Below are 19682 nucleotides of genomic sequence, written 5' to 3'. Positions count from 1 at the left end.
AGAATTTTAAAATTTAACATTAAGTTGAATTCCCACCGTTCTCGCAGTCGGCAGCTGCCCCATTTCTACGCCGGGAGTAATCTGATTGTCATTCAGGGTTGCGGCTTCTGGATCAAACAGCGGAAACTTGGTCCACATCCAGAGATTTCTTCCGAATAAGGCTAATGTAAGATCGGTGATCTTCAGCTCATCAGTAATTGTTTTCGGGAAAGAATATGAAATTCTGGCATCTCTTAGTTTGATGAAAGAGGTATCAAACGTGTTGGTTTCCACATTGGCTCTTCGGTAATAATCTGCATAGTAAGCAGAGACCAAAACTCCTTTTGTATTGGTTGAAAACGAACCGTCCGGATTTTGCACCACTCCTTCTCCTATGATAATCCCACCGGCGTTTTCTCTTCCTGCCAAAGTATGCTCCAGTTTTCCCTGTTCTGTCATTTTATGATGAGATTGTGAATATGCCATTCCTTTGTATTGTCCGTCAAATGAAATACTTACTGTAATATTTTTATATCTGAATTCATTCTGAAGACCAGCTCTCCATTCCGGATATGCATTTCCTATTTTTTTCATTTGGGTAGGTTTAGCCGTTAAACCATCGCTGCCGAAAATCACCTGACCGTCCGGAGAATACATCAACCCGTATCCGTACATATCACCTAATGAACCGCCAACAAATGCATTGTAATACACTACACCTCCTACACTTGCCATGGTATATGGCTCACCATGAAACTCTTCAGGGAGTGATAAAATTTTGTTTCTGTTTAAAGACCAGTTTGCATTAACACTCCATGAGAAGTTTTTGTTTTTCACAGGATAGGTATTTAAAGTCATTTCCACCCCTCTGTTCCGTACTTCTCCTGCATTGATCATTCTGTTGCTGTATCCTGTTTCCCAAAGTGTCGGAATTTTTACGATCTGGTCTTTAGAATTATTCTGATATGCTGTGATGCTGTAATTGATCCTGTTTTTAAGAATACTGAAATCCATCCCGGCTTCGATATTGGTAATCATGTTTGGTTTCAGATTCGGGTTCGGATATAATGACGGTGATTCTATAGAGCCTGAAAAATCACTGTTGTTATAGTATTTTTCTAATAGATAAGGATCTGTATCATTTCCTACCATAGACCAGGAAGCTCTTAGTTTCCAGTAATTAAATTGATTTGAAGTTAATTTAAAAATATCAGAAAGAATGAATGACGTTGCCACCGATGGGTAAAAGTACGAGCGGTTTTCCTGAGGAAGCGTACTGCTCCAGTCATTTCTTGCGGTAACATCCAGAAAGGCTACATTTTTGTACCCCAGAGTCGCCAATGCATAGGTACTGTTTACCTGTTTATCGCTTGGTTTGGCAAATTTTATAATGGTTGAAATTCCGTTTGGCATTGTGTAAAGTCCTGGTTTCAGAAGTCCTTCTGCCAAATAATCATTCATGGTATATTCTGTGTATCGGATATTTCCTCCTACGGATGCACTGAAATCAAAATCACCGAATTGATTTTTATAGGTAAATAATACATCATTATTTAAATCCATCAATCTGATATATTGCTCCCTGTACATCCCCTGAAGATAATTGGCAGAACTCCACGGTCTTTTCTGGGTACGCTCTTCGTTGGTTAACTCCATTCCGGATCTCAGCATTACCTCAAAGTTTTTGGTAATTTTATAGTTGAGGTTCACATTTCCGGTAATGAAGTTTTTATCCACCCCGTTTAGCATTTCGTATGCAATCAAGTAAGGATTATCAATAAATGAGCTGAACGGATGAATCTGATCAACCTGTTCTTTTCCCGCTTTCCAGATAGGTGCGTACCACGAAAGATCCACGTTCGGATTCTGGAAGATCATGAAATAGGAGATCGACTGGTTGCTGTAACCGGTGGCCGGTAAATTATCACTTTTTGTCTTATTGTAATTGAATTTAATCCCTATTTTCAATTTTTCATTCAGCTTATGATCTACTGAAAATGCAGCATTGAATCTGTTAAATCCTGTATTTGGCATCATCCATTCATTCTTTAGATAGGTTAAAGATGATCTGAATGACGTATTTTCGTTTGAAGCTTCTAATGAGATATTGTTTGAAAAAGTAGCTCCGGTCTGCCAAAATCCTTTGATATTGTCTTTGTAAGGTCGCCAAAGCTGTCTTGTTGCACTCTGCCCTTCCGTTGCAGGATCATACTGGAAATAATACTGCCCTGCGAATCTTGGCCCGAAAGCACTGCTCGTTCCGCCTGTATTGACACCGTCTGGTGAAGCCTGATAAGAATAAAAATAGTTTCCGTTGGTATCTTTCTGCATCGTTCCCTGCCCATATTCATACTGATAGTCCGGCCATTTCAGTACCGAATCATAACTTGAATAAGAATTTAAAGATATCTGAACCTTCCCTTTTTTGCTTTTTCCTGATTTTGTGGTAATCATAATTGCGCCACCCGCACCTCTGGATCCGTATAAAGCGGATGCGGTGGAACCTTTTAATACCGTAATCGACTCAATATCATCCGGATTAATCGTGTTGATCCCGTTTCCGTAATCGATTGGCAAATCTGCTTTGGCTCCTGCCCCGTACGCGGAAAAACCTGTTCCGGTCGTATTATTATTCAGAGGAACCCCATCTACAACGATAAGCGCATTATTCTGATCGGCATTCATGGAGATGTCTCCACGCAATTTGATAATAGAGCTTCCCAGAGGTCCTGCTCCTGCTGTCTGAATTTTAAGCCCGGCCACTTTGCCTTCCAAAGCCTGAGACCAGTTGTTATTCTGCGTTCTCAGCAATTCTTCCGATTTGATGGTTTCAGCTACGTATCCTAAAGACCGGTCTTGTCTTTTAATCCCTAAAGCGGTTACTACCACTTCATCGATATTTTTAATCGTATCTTTTTTGGCTTTTTCCTGAGCAGCTACATTCACAGTGACTAATCCCAGAAGTGCCAAAACCAACAGCTTTTGTTTTTCTTTACGCATGTCCTTTTTTGTTTGCGCAAAATTAGAACGACATTATGATTAAGGTTTTAACATGATTTTAACTTTTATTAAAGGATTATTAAACGCAATATGAATTTATATTTAACAATAACCAATATCAAGATGGTTATCAGCAGCTTAAAACCATTACATAATATTAATATAAAAATGTACTATGATTTGCATAACTTTACATGCTTGATCATTGATGAATACTAAAAATATCAAATTAAGACAATAATATTCTTATTCAAAATAAAAAACCTGCCTTTAAAAAGACAGGTTTTATAATCTCGATTGTATTTAAATCTAGTTTTTTAACTGATCCGGAATATTGGTGGTAATGAAGCCGATTCCCTGCGCCTTTAATTCGTTGAAAACTGTAATATCATTCACTGTCCATGCATTGGTGATTAATCCTAAAGCTTTTGCCTCCGCAATCCATGTCGGGTTTTTCTGAAAAATGCTGAAATGATAATCGATGCCATCTAAACCTTCATCTTTAATCTGCTGTGGAGACAGCTCTCCCTTCAGATACTGAACTTTAAAGCCGGGTTCAAGCCTTTTAATTTCTTTGCAGATGTTCAAACTGAAAGAAATGAATTCGCATTGAGACTGCAGCTTCATATCTTTTATCATTTTAATGGTTTTGGCAGTCAGTTCATCCTCTTTTTCCTTCGTTTTATTGGGCTTAATTTCTACAATCAGTTTTAAAGATTTATCTTTTTTACCTTGTTTTAAATACTCTTTTAGAGTGGGAAAATTTTCGCCGTTTGATAATTTTACTTTTTCTAATTCTTTGAAATCAGTTTCAGAAATTTCCATTTTTGCATGATGCTCATCATGGTTGATGACCAAAACGCCGTCTTTCGTCATTCTCACGTCAAATTCAGCTCCGTAAATCTTCAAATTCTGGGCGTTTTCCAATGATTTTATAGAGTTTTCAGTGGTGGGCGGCTGCGTTTGCCAATATCCTCGGTGAGCGATGACCTGGGTTTGTGCCTTCATCATAATGGTGCTTAAAACGGTTAATCCTACGATAAAATTTTTCATGCTGTAATGGGCGGTACATCGCTATCAATGTTGAACCTTTAATATTAAACGATAATCCATGCAAATATATTTATCTTTTTCTACCTGTAGTTTAATGCAATTTTAATTTTAAAAAAAAATGACGAGCCATCCATTATTTTGGAAAGATTTCAATGCAATCGGTCCTTAATTTTTTAAATCACTTATTTTTTAATGTAATTAGTTTGGTTATTTTTGTCAAAAGAAAATACCGTATGTCTCAAACCGTTCAGCAGAAAATCGAGCAGCTTCGTAAAGAACTTCAACAGCACAATGAGAATTATTACCTGCTGGACGAGCCGAGCATTACCGATTTTGAATTTGATTCACTGTTAAAAGAGCTTCAGGATCTGGAAGCTCAGTACCCGGAATTTTATGATGACAATTCTCCGACCATTCGTGTAGGCGGCGGTATTACTAAAATTTTTCCGACGGTTCAGCACCAGTTCAGAATGTATTCCCTTGATAATTCTTATGATTATAATGACCTTGAAGACTGGGAAAAACGTATTATTAAAACCATCAGTGAACCGGTAGAATTTGTTGCCGAATTAAAATATGACGGTGCTTCTATTTCTATTTTATATGAAAACGGAAAGCTGACCCAGGCTGTAACACGAGGAGACGGCTTTCAGGGGGATGAAATTACTTCCAACGTGCGTACGATTTCAGATATCCCTATCACATTGAAAGGCGATTTTCCTGAACGTTTTTTTATGCGTGGTGAAATCTATCTGACCAGAAAAAACTTTGATAAGATTAATAAGCTTCGCGAAGAAGAAGGTTTGGATCCATTTATGAATCCTCGAAATACCGCCAGCGGAAGCCTCAAAATGCAGGACAGTGGCGAGGTAAGAAAACGCAGGCTTTCATCGGTTCTCTATCAATTTATCTCGCAGGAAGTTCCAGCAGAAACCCATTGGGAACTGCTTGAAAAATCTAAAGAATGGGGTTTCCGAACTTCAGACCATATCAAACTCTGCAAAAATCTGGATGAGATAAAAGAATTTATTAATTTCTGGGACGTCGAGCGTCATCATTTACCCTTTGAAATTGACGGGATTGTACTTAAAGTCAATTCATTACAACAGCAAAGACAGCTTGGTTATACGGCAAAATCCCCACGCTGGGCAATGGCGTATAAATTTAAAGCTGAAAAAGTAGAGACTGAGCTGCAAAGTGTTTCCTATCAAGTTGGGAGAACCGGAGCGATTACACCGGTCGCGAATTTAAAACCTGTTTTACTGGCCGGAACGGTTGTAAAACGGGCTTCCCTTCACAATGAAGATATCATTAAAAAACTGGATCTTCATGAGCATGATTTTGTTTTTGTGGAAAAAGGAGGTGAAATTATTCCTAAAATTATTGCCGTAAACCCGGAAAAAAGAGACGCAGGAAGTAAAGAAGTACAATACATCAAAAACTGTCCGGAATGCGGTACAGAACTGGTAAAAGTGGAAGATCAGGCTATTCATTTCTGCCCGAATTATCTCCACTGTCCGCCGCAGGTTGTAGGAAGAATGATTCATTATGTTTCCAGAAAAGCTTTAAATATTGACAATCTCGGCAGTGAAACCATAGAACAGCTGTATAGAGAAAAGCTGGTTGAAAACCCGGCAGATTTTTATGCTTTGACGAAAGATCAGCTTCTTCCTTTAGAAAGAATGGCCGAAAAATCTGCACAAAATATTATTTCAGGGATTGAAAAATCAAAAGAAATTTCATTTGAAAAAGTTTTGTACGGTATTGGAATCAAGCATGTTGGAGAAACCGTTGCCAAGAAATTAGTTAAAAATTTCAATACGATTGACGATCTGAAAAATGCTACGTTAGAAGAACTTTGTCAAGTAGAAGATATCGGGATGAAAATTGCGGTAAGCATTGTCGATTTTTTTAATAACCCGGAGAATATTCTCATGATCGAACGTCTTCGGTCTTTTGGGGTACAGCTGGAAAAAGGAGAAAATACCAACGAAGTTGTCTCAAATGTCTTAGAAGGAAAAACATTCCTCTTCACCGGGAAATTATCTTTATTTACCAGAGAAGCAGCGGAAGAAATGGTAGAAAAACACGGTGGTAAAAACATTTCGGCCGTTTCTAAAAATCTGAACTTTCTGGTAGTGGGCGAAAAAGCCGGTAGCAAACTAAAAAAAGCGCAGGACATCGGTACAATCGAAATTTTGGATGAGCAACAGTTTTTGGATTTGATTGAAAAACAATAAATATAAAAGAAAATTCATATCATAAACCATTAGATTCTACTCTCAATGGTTTATTTTTGCCCTTTAAATAAAGATAAATAATAACCATGAAAAAAATTTATTTTATACCTTTTTTACTGATGTTTGCCGTATTTCAGGCGCAGATTGTGAATATTCCGGATGCGAATTTTAAGGCAAAATTGCTTGCTGCAGACGTTACAAACAGCATTGCCTCTACAAGTTCTGGTAATTTCAATATGAAAATTGACACCAATAACAATGGCGAAATTGAAGTATCGGAAGCGTTACAAGTTGGAAATCTAAGATTGTATGGAGGAGGAATATCCGACATCACAGGAATTGCTGCTTTTGCAAATTTAGGAACACTGGAAATATCAGGAAACAGTGTAACTTCTGTAAACTTAAGTTCCAACACAAATTTGGGGCAAATCAGTTTCGATGCCGCACTTTCCATAAGCTCTCTTAATATTACCAATTGCAATAATTTAAACAGGGTTTACCTTAGCAACACATCCATTACTTCACTGGACTTGCAGAACAGACCTAATTTAAAATACATATATATATTTGATACTCCTCTTACAAGCTTAAATGTTTCCGGATCTACCCAGATTATTGAACTGGATGTGGAAAATACTCAGCTTACATCATTTGATGCATCTAATCTGCAGAATGTTTTTGCTTTCTACCTTAGAAAAAACCCTCTGTTATCCAGTATTAATTTCACCAATGCCAATATGGAATTAATAGATATCAACAAGAATAATTTGTCAACTGTCAATATTCAGAACCAGAGCAAACTTCGTATGATAGATTGCGGGGAAAATCATCTGACAAATCTGTATGCTCCGGGATGTCCGGACATGAGAATCATTTATTGTGATTATAATTTACTTACAAGCCTGAATACTTCGATATATCCTCTTTTGAACTCATTATATTGTAATAATAATTCTATTCAGTCTCTGGATCTTTCCCAAAATCCTGAATTTAATACAATAAATTGTACCACTAACGGGATGAGTTTCCTAAACCTGAAAAACGGTAAAAACCAACTCAACAATTCAACAGGCATTACTTATAACTCCAACCTTGTAATCTGCTGTGATGAAAGTGAATTGGCCATGATTCAGAATATGATCAACAGTGCTCCTGTCTTTTTCTCTACTTATCAGGCCACTACTTACTGTTCATTTACCCCGGGTGGAATTTTCTATACTGTTCTGGGAAATACAAAATATGATAGCAATAATAACGGCTGTGATGTTAATGATCTCGGTAAAGCATTCCAAAAATTTAATATTACCAGTGGAACGACTTCCGGGAGTGTGATAGCCAATAACTCAGGAAATTACTCCATTCCGCTGCAAGCTGGAAATCATACTATTACTCCATTTTTTGAAAACCCGGGATACTTTAATGCTACACCGGCAAGTTTAGCTGTTAATTTCCCTTCACAAGCAAGCCCTTTAACGCAAAACTTCTGTCTCACAGCAAACGGCATCCACAATGATCTGGAAGTTATCATTATTCCACTGACAAATGCAAGACCTGGTTTTGATGCAAAATATAAAATCGTTTACAAAAATAAGGGAAACACAACTCAATCCGGAACATTGTCATTTAACTTTAATGATGACTTGATGAATTATGTAAATTCCACAATTACTCCGGCATCTCAGTCCACTGGATTACTAAACTGGAACTTTACGAACCTACTTCCATTTGAAACAAAAGAAATTACAGTAACCTTTACATTAAACACACCAACACAAACTACGCCATTGAACGGTGGTGATGTACTTCACTATACCGCACAAATTAACGGGGCAACAGATGATACCCCTTTGGACAATACACTTGTATTAAACCAAACCGTTGTAAATTCTTTTGATCCGAATGACAAAACCTGTCTTGAAGGAACTTCAATTACGCAGGCGAAAGTGGGAGATTATGTACATTATTTAATCCGATTCGAAAATACAGGAACAGCAAATGCGCAGAATATAGTCGTAAAAGATGATATTGATGCTTCCAAATATGATATATCAAGCTTAGTTGCACTACACGGAAGTCACAATTTTGTAACAAAAATCACCGGAAATTCTGTAGAATTTATCTTTGAAAATATCCAGCTACCTTTTGATAATGCAAATAACGACGGATATATTTCATTTAAAATCAAAACAAAATCTACGTTAAATCTTGGTGACAGCTTCAGCAATACTGCAAAAATATATTTCGATTATAATGCTCCAATTATTACGAATACATATACCACAACTGTTCAGAATATATTGGGAACTTCTGAGATCCGCAAAGGAAGCAATGACGTTTCTCTCTATCCGAATCCTGTAAAAGATATTTTGCATATTCAGTCTCAAAATGAAATCGTAAAAGCAGAAATTTATGATGTTGCAGGAAGAATTGTAATGTCTACATCAGTTAAAGGAAATACGATTAACGTTGCTGAACTTCCAAAAGGAAATTACCTTATTAAGTTATCTACAAATGATAATATATTCACACAGAAGTTTATCAAAAATTAATCTGAATACATGATAAAAATTAAAGACTGTCACAAAAGGCGGTCTTTTTTATTGCTGTAATCATAAGACGCTGAAAAATTTTATTGTAATTTTAAATATAAATTATAAAAAATGGACTTTTTAAAAGATCATTCGATTCAGAATGAATTGCTGCTTATATTTTTTTCAGTAATTCTCGGCCTTTTTATTGGCGCCGAAAGAGAATACCGGAACAAATCTGCGGGATTACGAACTTTTATTCTCGTCTGTTTCGGAGCATGCCTGTTTACGATACTTTCCATAAAAATAGGAGTTGATGATCCGGACCGTATTGCCGCCAATATCATTACCGGAATCGGTTTTCTCGGTGCAGGTGTTATTTTTAAAGGAGATAATAAAATTGACGGAATCACTACCGCGACTACGATATGGGCAACAGCTTCTATAGGAATGGCGGTCGGTTCGGGATATGTTTATCTTTCTGTTTTGGGGACTGTTTTGGTTCTACTGATCCTAAATTCGCTCACCTATCTACAGAATATCATCGATAACAACCACAAAATCAGGGAATATAAAATTGAAGTAACCGATATTAAGGATCTTGAATACTGCGAAAACTTATTTAAAAACAATCATTTGAAATACTCTGTAATCAAGCAAAAACTGAGCGGTCAAAGCAGCATTACCTTGTGGATATTAACCGGTAAAAACAAAAATCATCAGGCTTTTATCAGGCACATTCAGATTGATGACAAAATAAAAAGCTATGAATTTTAGACCTTCAGCCCGCAGGTAATTTTTTATCAATATTAAATTTTTTATAAAATATTTTGTGGTATGTCGTAAATAAGTAAATTTGATAATTCTCACTTTATGGAACAATTATCATACTTTTACACATCTATTATCGGGCTTTCTGAAGAAGAAGCTTTAATACATACCAGCAGATTTGAAAAAATCACAGTTCCCAAAAAAACAATCATCCTGCGTAAAGGCACAACAGAAGATTATCTGTATTTTATTGCTGAAGGAATTATCCGGTTTTTTGTGCAGAAGCCGCACCCTACAGAACCCGATAAAGAAATTACCTTTTCATTTGCAGTAAAAAATACATTCTGCAGCGCATACGACTCTTTCATCACAAGAGATCCCTGTCAGTACAGTATAGAAACCATAAAGCATACTGTTCTGTACAGAATACATTTTGATGACCTGCAATATTTGTATGAAAATACTGCAATCGGAAATTATCTGGGAAGAATTTCGGCAGAGCAGCTGTATGTAAAAAAAACACAGCGTGAAATGTCTTTATTGATGTATTCGGCTGAAGAAAAATACCAAAATCTTCTTAAAGAGCATCCGGAATATATCCATGAAATTCCATTGAAATATATAGCTTCATACTTAGGAATTACGCCACAGGCATTGAGCAGAATCAGGAAAAACGCTTAACATAGATTCATTTTTTTACATTTAGAAAATTCATTACTTCGCAGCGTCAAAAAAGATCCGAATGATGGAAATAATTTGAAAGGTCAAATTAATTTCATATTTGAATCGTAATTCCCACACCCTTTCAGAATGCAAATTTTGGAAGGGATTTTTATTTAAAGAAAAAATTAATTGCGTATTTTAGGCAAAATTTTTTGTAATGATAAAACGTAATATGGTAATTGCTTCAGCATTCTTCTGTTTCTCATGGGGAATTGCGCAGCAATACGGCGGAATGTGGATCCCAACTGAGCTTAATGAAAAGGAAATGAAAGATATGGGAATGAAAATTTCTGCCAAAGATATCTTCAATACACAAAAACCAAGCATTAAAGATGCCGTGGTACAGTTCAACGGAGGATGTACCGCTGAAATCATCTCTCCTAAAGGACTGCTTTTAACCAACCATCACTGCGGTTACGGACAGATTCAGGCACATTCTACCGTACAGAATGACTTGTTATCCAATGGTTTCTGGGCAAAAAATATGGGCACCGAGCTTCCAAACCCGGGATTGACGGTAGATTTTATTATTGACATTAAAGAAGTAACCGGTCAGATTCTGGAAGGTACAGAAAGTCTTACGGAACCGGATTTATCGAAAAAGATTGCCGCAAACATCGAGATCTATAAAAATTCTCAGAAAATACAGCCGTATCAATCGGTTTCTGTAAAATCAATGTATTACGGAAATAAATATTATGCATATGTGATCGAAACCTATAAAGACGTTCGTCTCGTAGGTGCACCGCCACAAAGTATCGGGAAATTCGGAAGTGATACCGACAACTGGGTCTGGCCAAGACATACCGGAGATTTTTCGATGTTCAGGATTTATGCCGATAAAAACAATAAGCCTGCAGAATATTCTAAAGATAATATTCCTTACGTTCCGAAGCATTATCTTCCGGTTTCCATCAAAGATAAAAACGAGAATGATTTTACGTTCGTATTCGGCTTTCCGGGAAGAACGACAGAATACCTTCCGGCTATTGCAGTAGAAAAAATCATGACCGAGATTGATCCTGCAAGAATTGCCGTGCGCGATGTCGCTTTGAAAACATTAGATGAAAAAATGCGGACAGATGATGCAACACGTATTAAATATGCATCAAAATATGCATCAGTAGCCAATTACTGGAAAAAATGGATCGGTGAGGCAGAAGGTCTTAAAAAATCAAACGCAGTACAGAAGAAAATCACGTACGAGCAATCTTTAATGGCTAAAAATCCTGAATTAAAAACGACTCTGGACGAATTAAACAAATTATATAAAGATCAGGCTCCGTATGCTTTAAACAATGCTTATTATTCTGAAGTATTGAGAAACGCGGAAACCTTAATGCTTGCCAATATTTATTCCAACTATATTGCATCTGTAGAAGCCGGCAGAATGGACACCAAAGCTTTGTCTGCCTTAAAAGAAAGATTAACTGCCTTTTACAAAGATTACAGCGCCGAGCTGGATGCTAAAGTAACTGCAAAACTGGTAGCTCTTTATGCTAATAAAACTGCTCCGCAATTTTTACCTGCAGGCTTTGAAAAGTATAAAAATGAGTCTCAGAATATGACTGAGATGGAAGAGATTTCAAAAAGTTCGATCATTACAGGCAGAGCAGAAGTCAATGGTGCTTCTCTTAGTCAGGACATAGAAAAAGCTTTTTCAAATCCGGACAAACTGATCAAAACATTGAAAAAAGATCCTGTTTATCAGCTATTTATGAGCATGAAAGATACATATACCAAAAATACAGATCCTCAATTTACTTCATTACAGACAAAAATTGACGGCCTGCAGAAAAAATATATGGCTCAGCAAATGACTGCCGATAAGAATAGAAAATTCTTTCCGGATGCCAATTCTACGCTTCGTGTAACCTACGGAAAAATAAAAGGCTCTACCCCGAAAGATGCCGTTTCTTATGATTACCAAACGCATTTAGCCGGCGTTATGGAAAAATATGTTCCCGGAGATTATGAATTTGATGTTCCGAAAAAGCTGATTGATCTGTACAGCAAAAAAGATTTCGGAAATTATAAAGATAAAACCGGAGATGTTCCTGTAGGATTTACGGCAACCAATCACACCACCGGCGGAAATTCCGGAAGCCCGGCTTTGGATGCCAACGGAAATTTAGTAGGGTTAAACTTTGACAGACAATGGGAAGGAACGATGAGTGATATTAATTATGACCCCCGTTTCAGCAGAAATATCATGGTAGATACCAAATATATTCTTTTTATCATTGATAAATTTGCCGATTCTAAATGGCTGATCGACGAAATGAAAGTGGTAAAATAATTTTTAAACAATAAATCTTAAAAAATCTATTTAAATTGCCTTTCCGGTTTAATTTAAATAGATTTTTTCATAGTAATAACCAATGATCAAAAACAGAATTATCCATTTTTTAGCAAATTTTGAAAAGGAACATTTCAAAGAAACGTTTCCACTGGATTATTGTCTTCCTGTTTATCATTGCGTTTCTGATGAATATCTGCCGCATCTCAATCAAATCATACAATATAAAAATACAAAACAGTTTGAAGAAGATTTAGATTGTTTTTCAAAGCATTTTCAATTTGTAAGCTGGAATGAATTTAAAGATTTTATAAAAGGGCATTTCAAACCTAAAAAAAAGATCGCTTTACTTACTTTTGATGATGGTTTCAGGGAATTTTATGATCTCGTGGTTCCTATTTTGGAAAGAAAAGGAATATATGCAATCAATTTTATCAATCCCGCTTTTGTTGATAACCAAGATTTAATGTTCCGCTGTAAAGCGAGTTTGATCATTAATGAAATTGAGAAAAGTAAAACCATTAATCCCAAGATTTACAACATTTTATCATCAAAAGAAAATCTTAAACAGCAGATTTTAAAAATCAGCTATTCAAAAAAACAACTTCTTGATCAGCTCGCCGAAATTCTTGAAATTAATTTTAATTTATTTTTAAATGAACAAAAACCGTATTTAAGCTTTGACCACTTAAATATTCTAACTCAGAAAGGATTCGGAATTTCATCTCACAGTTGGGATCATCCCTTATACAATGAGCTGACTTTAAGCCAAAAGCTGGAAACCACACAAAAAACATTTGATTATTTGAAAGAAAATAATTTTTTATATGATAGTTTTGCATTTCCGTTTACGGATTTTGGGGTCGAAAAAAATTTCTTTGACGAGTTATTTAAGAACGAAGATCTGTTTTGCAGCTTTGGCAGCGCAGGTATAAAATCAGACACTGTTAAAAAAAATTTCCAGAGAATCCCAATGGAAACCAGAGAAAATGCAGAAACAATCTTAAAAAAGGAAATTGCCTATTACAGTTTAAAGAAGTTTTTTAACAGAAATACTATTGTAAGAAAATGATACATCTTAGAACATTAGATAGAAAAGGTCTTGAAGAATTTGTATCATCCGGCGATTTTGAAAAATACGGTTTTTTGCCTATTACGAAACACAGAGCCCTTTCGCAGATCAAAAATCCAAAAGCAGATGATGATCAAACCTTGCTTTTTCTTGCTTTTGATGACGAAAAACTAGCGGGATATTTAGGATGTTTTCCGGATCATTTTAAGATCGAAGGAAAAATATTCAGGTACGCGTGGCTAAGTACGTTGTACGTGAGTGATGAATTTCGTGGAAAAAGAATTGCTCAGACGCTTTTAAATAAAGCATTCGAAGATTACAAAGGAAATATCGCCATAACAGAATTTACCAAAGAAGCTGAAAGCTTGTACCAAAAAACAGAGATGTTTGAGTATATTCTACCTAAAATCGGGAAGAGATATTATTTCCGTTCTGATCTTGCAACTTTAATTCCTTTAAAAAAACCTTCAGCAAAAAGTTTTAAACCTATTTTTAGTGTTTTAGATTTGGTGGTTAATTCCTTTATTTCGGTTAAAAACAGTTTTACAAAAAAACCGGATTTCAGATTTGAAATTTTAAAAAAAATAGATTCTGAAAGTGTCCCATTTATCGCAAAATTTCAAAGCAACAGAAACGCTGAAGAAATTAACTGGCTGATAGAAAACCCATGGGTTTTGGAAGGTAAAACCGAGGTTGAAAATTATCTTTTTTCAGGTTTTGCAAAACAATTTGAATATTTTTGGATTAAAATTTATAATGAAAACGATACTCTGATCACCTGTGCACTTCTGCTTTTACGTAACGGCCATTTAAAAATCCCGTATTTATTTTCGAGTGCAGATACAGATAAATTGGTCCGTTTTCTTAATGATTTCATCATAAAAAATAAAGTTAAAACCTTAACCAGCTATCATACTGATTTGAATCAAAAAATAGATTCAGCGAAAAATTTTAGAAAAATGTATCAAAAAAATTTCGAAAGAAGGTATTTGTTTCATAAAGAATTAATACACCATCTTCCACAGCATTTTACTCCCGATTATCAGGACGGCGACGGCGATTGCGCTATGACTTAGAACAAAAAAGAGGCTGTAAGAAAATCTCTTTTGCTCCAAATGTCAGTCAATGATGATCAGTAACCGAAAATATCTTCCAGACTTACTTCTTCAAATAACCCCATCTGATCAACAGCTTCCCTGTTCAGGTTTTCTTTCTTACCGATGAGCGCAGTATTGAAGCGGATCGGTTTGATTTCTGTACCGTAAAAACTTTTCACGTCCTCAAATTTCAGGCTTTCGATCTGTTTAAAGATATCTTTCCTGAAATCATGATCAAGCCCTAATTTTTGTAATCTCAACGTATTAAAAAACACGTTGGTTCTGGTAATTCTTGTGGATGCAATTTGTTTTAAAGCGGCATTTCTGGCATTTTCAAACTGCATCGGAACATTAGGAAGTTCAGCCATCAGTTCATCCATGGTATCTACAGCAATCTGTAACTTATCTGGTTGTGTACCGATATACGTTGTCACATAATCCGGATGCTGAAGCTCTGAATTGGGCGCGTAAGACACATAGGCAGAATAAGCAAGGCTTTTGCTTTCACGGATTTCCTGAAAAACAATTGATGACAATCCTCGGCCGAAATACTCATTAAAAACATTAATTTTTCCGAAATTTGAAATATTAACTTTATTTCCTTTTCCTATTTTGCTCATTTCCATCTGTACCATATCATAATTGATAAAATACACTCGATCAGATGTTTCCTGTTCCGGATATTTTTTAGGATCAGGAATTTCAGAAGTCTGGTTTTCTATATATTTTGGAATATAATTTTTAAATTCTTCGAAATTTTTCCCGTAAAAAAATACCTGATACGGAAAAGTGAATATCTTTTTTATTCTGTCGGTAAATACCTCAACTTTAGCGCTTTCCAATTCTTCTTTAGATATAATATCCGTAAAGCGGGAATACTTTCCGAGTTTTGTATAATTGGTAAGTGCCGTCATGATTCTGTTTTTGTCTTTTTTTGCGGCGGTTCTGTTTTCAAGAAGGGTATCTACAAACTGGCGGTAAATTTCCTGATCAGGTTGTATATTAAACATCCAGTACTGAAGCAGCTTGATGCCTTTTTCGATGTGTTCTTCAAGTCCGCTCAGGGAAATCTGAAGCTGATCATTTGTTGTTTTAAAATCATTGCTGATTCCTATTTTAAAAAATTCTTTCTTAAGGTCTTCCGGCGATAAATCCTGTGTTCCCAGATATTGCAGAACTTGTGTCGAAATGCCTAAATCTCTGTCATGATCGCTTCCGAAAGGAAAGATAAAATGCACTTGTGCAATCTCACTGTATTTGTTTTTTACAAAACTGATTTTTTTGTCTTTAATGATATCCGTGATGATTTCTTTATGATAATCAATAAATTCCGGCTTAATATCATCTGTTTTTTCTGCGATGATCTGCTGAAGAAATGCTGACTGGGCTTCACGGTCAATTTTTATGGGCGTAATTCCCGGATTTTCTACTCGTAATAAAGTATCGTTAATCCCTTTTTCTTTATTAATCACCACATAATTGTCGTTGAAAAAGCTGTTGGCAAAATGTATCACCTCTTCTTTTGTAAACTCGGCATACTGATCCATTTCATTCAGTTCTTCAGCCCATGATCTGCCTTTGATATAGGTGTCGTAAAGATTGGTTGCAAGGCCATCTGCAGTGTCAAGCGCTTTCATTCTTTGCAGTTTAAAATCGTTGATGATGGCAGGAAGCATCCAGTCCGGAAACTCTCCTTTTTTTACGAGTTCTATCTGGTCTAAAACCATTTTTTTCGCTTCTTCCAACGTCTGCATTTCTTTGGGAACGGCCACGATTGAAAAATAGCCGTACTCTTTTAATCCTACCGAAAAAGCTTGTGCCCAAAGCAGTTTTTGCGTTTGATTGATATTTAAATCCAGTAACCCGGCTTCTCCCCTGTTGCTCAGAACATTGGCAAAAATATCAGCCAACATTGCTTCTTTTGTTCCATAACTTTCTGTTCTCCAGGCAATTTGTACTCGTGGTGTTGTAGGGCTTTTTACAGTTCTTTCAACGATTTCGGTAATAGGTTTTTCAGTAATAGGTGTTTTTACCGGCAATTCTTTGTAAGGAATCACCCCGAAATACTGATCTACAAGCTGGATCGTTTCTTCAAAATCCAGATCTCCCACCAAAACCATTGCATAATTATTAGGAACATAATATTCATCAAAATATTTATGAATGGCCTTCATAGAAGGGTTTTTTAAATGTTCGGGTTTTCCTAAGGTAGTTTGCTGACCATTCGGATGGGTAGGAAAAAGCGCATCCATCAATTCATAATTTACCAATCGGGAATCATTATCCTGCGCACGGTTGAATTCTTCATAAACAGACTCCAGTTCCGTATGAAAAAGCCGTAAAGCAATTTCCGAAAAGCGTTCTTTTTCTATTTTCAGCCATTTTTCCAGCTCATTATTCGGAATGTTGTTTTTATATACTGTCTCATCAAACCAGGTATGCGCATTGGTCCCGGTTGCTCCCAACGAAGAAATTACTTTATCATATTCATTAGCAATAGCATAACGGCTTGCTTCCTGAGAAACGTCGTCTATTTTTCTGTAAATTTCTTTCTTTTTTTCAGGATCCTGTTCAGCTTTATGCTGCTCGTATAAATCTGAAATCCGATCTAATAGAATCTTTTCTTTTTCCCAATTCTGGCTCCCCATTTTTGAGGTCCCTTTAAACATCATATGCTCAAGGTAATGCGCTAAACCTGTATTGTCTGCAGGATCATTATTGCTGCCGGTTTTCACCGGGATATACGTCTGAATTCTAGGAGCGTCTGTGTTTTTGGCAAGAAAAACTTTGAGCCCGTTTTTTAAAGTATAAATTCTGACTTTATGCTCGTCATGAGTGACTGTGGTGTATGAATAGTTATTGGTATCGGTATGAATCGTTTCCTTATATTTTCTGTCTGTCATATGTAAATTCATTTCATTCTCAGAATCAGAATGTATTACAAATGTAAGCAATCAAAAAGGAACATTTTTACTATTTTATACTTATTAAATCTATCAGAATGATTATTTATTTAAAATTAATGATAAAAATTATGCTCATTCTACGATCAAGTTTATTTAAGTTTGCATTACGTTTTCCAAAAAACTAACCTATGTCCGGAAATATTCTGATCATTGATGACGAGATCAAGCTCCTGAAACTTTTGGGAATGATTCTTTCCCAGGAAAATTTTACTGTAAAAGAAGCCTCCACTGCGCGTTCTGCAATGACCATGCTGGAACAATATGCTTTTGATGTGGTATTAAGCGACGTTCGTCTTCCCGATGCCTTCGGAATCGATATGGTAAAATCTATCAAGGTCAAATACCCTCACCTTGAAATCATTTTGATGACCGCGTTCGGAAATATCACGGATGCCGTTCAGGCCATGAAAAACGGAGCATACGATTATCTGGTAAAAGGTGATGATAATGAGAAAATTATTCCGCTCGTGTATAAAGCACTGGAAAAATCAAAAGACAACCATTCTAAAATCGTTCAGAAAAGCAATATTCAGAAAGGATTCAATCAGATTATCGGAAATTCCCCTTTAATTCTCCAAGCTAAAAAACTGGCAGAAAGAGTGGCTTTAACCAATGCAACTGTCCTTTTGACAGGTGAAACCGGAACCGGTAAAGAAGTTTTCGCCAGTGCTATTCATGAAGGAAGCGACCGAAAGAAAAATAATTTTGTTGCCATCAACTGTTCTGCTTTCAGCAAAGAGATTCTGGAAAGCGAACTTTTCGGGCACAAGCAAGGTTCTTTTACGGGTGCTATAAAAGATAAAAAAGGACTCATTGAAGAAGCCAATGGAGGAACCTTATTTTTAGACGAAATTGGCGAAATGCCCATCGAACTTCAGGCAAAGCTGCTCCGCGTATTGGAAACGAAAGAATTTATCAAAATGGGCGAAACAAAAGTTTCAAAGTCAGATTTCAGGCTTATTGCTGCCACCAACAGAAATCTGGAAGACGAAATAAAACAGGGTCATTTCCGGGAAGATCTTTATTTCAGGTTAAATATTTTCGACATTCATCTTCCTCCTCTCCGGGAAAGAAAAGAAGACCTTAAAATTTTGGCTAAAAACTTCATTGATATATTTTCTCAAAAACTCAACCTATTATCGGTTCACGTTTCTTCGGATTATTATAAAGCCCTAGAAAAAAACGACTGGAAAGGAAATATCCGGGAATTAAGAAATACAATTGAAAGAAGCCTGATCCTAATGAATGACCAAATCTTAGATACAGAAAGTCTTCCTCACTATTCTGAAAAAAATACTGCAGAAAATGATTCTTTAAGTATGCGATCTTTAGAAAAAGAGCACATTCAAAAAGTGATTCAATACACAAAAGGCAATAAAGCTGAAGCGGCACGATTGCTGGAAATCGGTATTGCAACGCTATATCGCAAATTGGAAGAATATGAATTACGATAAATATTAAGGTCTGAGAATTATAGTGTTTGAGAATTTTAAATTTTTATGCTATAATTTGCTTACAGCCTATTGCTGATAAAACGCCTTATCATTTCAATAACGAGCCTATCATTTTGATAGGCTTTTTTCTTTTAGGACATGATCCCGAAATTCTGTAAAATACTATTATTCAACAATTTAAAAGCAAAAATTTCAAAACGGACTTTCTTTTGGCATATAGAATTCAAATAAAATATTCTAAAATGACAATTTCAGGAAAAAAATCCAAAAAACAAGAGCATTCAAAATTTAGTCTGCTGATGGTATCCTATACAATTTTTACCATTTTAACATTAATTGCAACGATATGATGTTCATTATTTTAGTGCCGCTTTGTGCCGCGATGTTTTGGCTTTTATATGAATCTGTTGAATTTTTTGATACCCTATAAAATGATGTTGAGTTTATTTTTGCTTTCGATACTCGCTTTTGTATACATCTGCTACGTTTTAATAAAACCT

At 35.9% G+C, this 19682-nt stretch carries 11 protein-coding genes; 8 read left to right on the top strand and 3 right to left on the bottom strand.

Features of this window, described 5'->3' with window-relative positions; genetic code table 11:
* Positions 1-6: 6 nt before the first annotated feature.
* Together N0B16_RS01425 and N0B16_RS01420 are read right to left on the bottom strand one after the other, a co-directional pair.
* A complete protein-coding gene (locus N0B16_RS01425) occupies positions 7-2979 on the bottom strand; it encodes a SusC/RagA family TonB-linked outer membrane protein (protein WP_262988940.1) in 2973 nt (990 codons plus the stop codon).
* 309 nt (positions 2980-3288) lie between these two features.
* Positions 3289-4032 carry a glycerophosphodiester phosphodiesterase family protein gene (locus tag N0B16_RS01420; RefSeq protein ID WP_262988939.1) on the bottom strand — a complete coding sequence of 248 codons (744 nt, stop codon included), beginning with the start codon at positions 4030-4032 and terminating at the stop codon, positions 3289-3291.
* 233 nt (positions 4033-4265) lie between these two features.
* Here N0B16_RS01420 and ligA point away from each other — a divergent pair, with 233 nt between their 5' ends.
* From ligA to N0B16_RS01385, 7 genes are all read left to right on the top strand, one after another.
* On the top strand, positions 4266-6272 hold the full coding sequence (gene ligA / locus N0B16_RS01415; RefSeq protein ID WP_262988938.1) for an NAD-dependent DNA ligase LigA: 2007 nt from the start codon (positions 4266-4268) through the stop codon (positions 6270-6272).
* A gap of 86 nt (positions 6273-6358) precedes the next feature.
* Complete coding sequence (locus tag N0B16_RS01410; RefSeq protein ID WP_262988937.1) at positions 6359-8821, top strand: DUF7619 domain-containing protein; 2463 nt, start codon at positions 6359-6361, stop codon at positions 8819-8821.
* A gap of 111 nt (positions 8822-8932) precedes the next feature.
* Entirely contained in the window at positions 8933-9577 is a 645-nt protein-coding gene (locus N0B16_RS01405) for an MgtC/SapB family protein (protein ID WP_262988936.1), read from the top strand.
* A 96-nt stretch (positions 9578-9673) separates the two neighbouring features.
* The gene (locus tag N0B16_RS01400) at positions 9674-10252 is read left to right on the top strand and encodes a Crp/Fnr family transcriptional regulator (RefSeq protein ID WP_262988935.1); all 579 of its coding nucleotides are present in this window, start codon (positions 9674-9676) and stop codon (positions 10250-10252) included.
* A gap of 199 nt (positions 10253-10451) precedes the next feature.
* Positions 10452-12593, top strand: a complete 2142-nt coding sequence (locus N0B16_RS01395; protein ID WP_262988934.1) for a S46 family peptidase — start codon at positions 10452-10454, stop codon at positions 12591-12593.
* Positions 12594-12675: 82 nt separating this feature from the next.
* The gene (locus N0B16_RS01390) at positions 12676-13665 is read left to right on the top strand and encodes a polysaccharide deacetylase family protein (RefSeq protein ID WP_262988933.1); all 990 of its coding nucleotides are present in this window, start codon (positions 12676-12678) and stop codon (positions 13663-13665) included.
* Positions 13662-14741, top strand: a complete 1080-nt coding sequence (locus tag N0B16_RS01385) for a GNAT family N-acetyltransferase (RefSeq protein ID WP_262988932.1) — start codon at positions 13662-13664, stop codon at positions 14739-14741. Before N0B16_RS01390 ends, N0B16_RS01385 begins: the two co-directional genes overlap by 4 nt.
* A 56-nt stretch (positions 14742-14797) precedes the next feature.
* Here the strand turns inward: N0B16_RS01385 and N0B16_RS01380 are convergent, their stop codons facing one another.
* Positions 14798-17665, bottom strand: a complete 2868-nt coding sequence (locus N0B16_RS01380) for a M16 family metallopeptidase (RefSeq protein WP_262988931.1) — start codon at positions 17663-17665, stop codon at positions 14798-14800.
* 191 nt (positions 17666-17856) lie between these two features.
* Between N0B16_RS01380 and N0B16_RS01375 the strand changes: the two genes are divergently transcribed.
* Positions 17857-19182 carry a sigma-54-dependent transcriptional regulator gene (locus tag N0B16_RS01375; protein ID WP_262988930.1) on the top strand — a complete coding sequence of 442 codons (1326 nt, stop codon included), beginning with the start codon at positions 17857-17859 and terminating at the stop codon, positions 19180-19182.
* Positions 19183-19682 lie beyond the last annotated feature (500 nt).

This window comes from Chryseobacterium gilvum, assembly GCF_025628965.1.
Classification (GTDB): Bacteria; Bacteroidota; Bacteroidia; order Flavobacteriales; family Weeksellaceae; genus Chryseobacterium; species Chryseobacterium gilvum.
The sequence above is the reverse complement of the archived record's forward strand: the minus strand, read 5'-3'. Positions and strand labels throughout refer to the sequence as shown.

What these genes read in the sequence shown, in the direction of transcription:
- N0B16_RS01425 (WP_262988940.1), bottom strand. Translation starts at nt 2,979, where the DNA reads ATGCGTAAAGAAAAACAAAAGCTGTTGGTTTTGGCACTTCTGGGATTA.
- N0B16_RS01420 (WP_262988939.1), bottom strand. Translation starts at nt 4,032, where the DNA reads ATGAAAAATTTTATCGTAGGATTAACCGTTTTAAGCACCATTATGATG.
- ligA (WP_262988938.1), top strand. Translation starts at nt 4,266, where the DNA reads ATGTCTCAAACCGTTCAGCAGAAAATCGAGCAGCTTCGTAAAGAACTT.
- N0B16_RS01410 (WP_262988937.1), top strand. Translation starts at nt 6,359, where the DNA reads ATGAAAAAAATTTATTTTATACCTTTTTTACTGATGTTTGCCGTATTT.
- N0B16_RS01405 (WP_262988936.1), top strand. Translation starts at nt 8,933, where the DNA reads ATGGACTTTTTAAAAGATCATTCGATTCAGAATGAATTGCTGCTTATA.
- N0B16_RS01400 (WP_262988935.1), top strand. Translation starts at nt 9,674, where the DNA reads ATGGAACAATTATCATACTTTTACACATCTATTATCGGGCTTTCTGAA.
- N0B16_RS01395 (WP_262988934.1), top strand. Translation starts at nt 10,452, where the DNA reads ATGATAAAACGTAATATGGTAATTGCTTCAGCATTCTTCTGTTTCTCA.
- N0B16_RS01390 (WP_262988933.1), top strand. Translation starts at nt 12,676, where the DNA reads ATGATCAAAAACAGAATTATCCATTTTTTAGCAAATTTTGAAAAGGAA.
- N0B16_RS01385 (WP_262988932.1), top strand. Translation starts at nt 13,662, where the DNA reads ATGATACATCTTAGAACATTAGATAGAAAAGGTCTTGAAGAATTTGTA.
- N0B16_RS01380 (WP_262988931.1), bottom strand. Translation starts at nt 17,665, where the DNA reads ATGACAGACAGAAAATATAAGGAAACGATTCATACCGATACCAATAAC.
- N0B16_RS01375 (WP_262988930.1), top strand. Translation starts at nt 17,857, where the DNA reads ATGTCCGGAAATATTCTGATCATTGATGACGAGATCAAGCTCCTGAAA.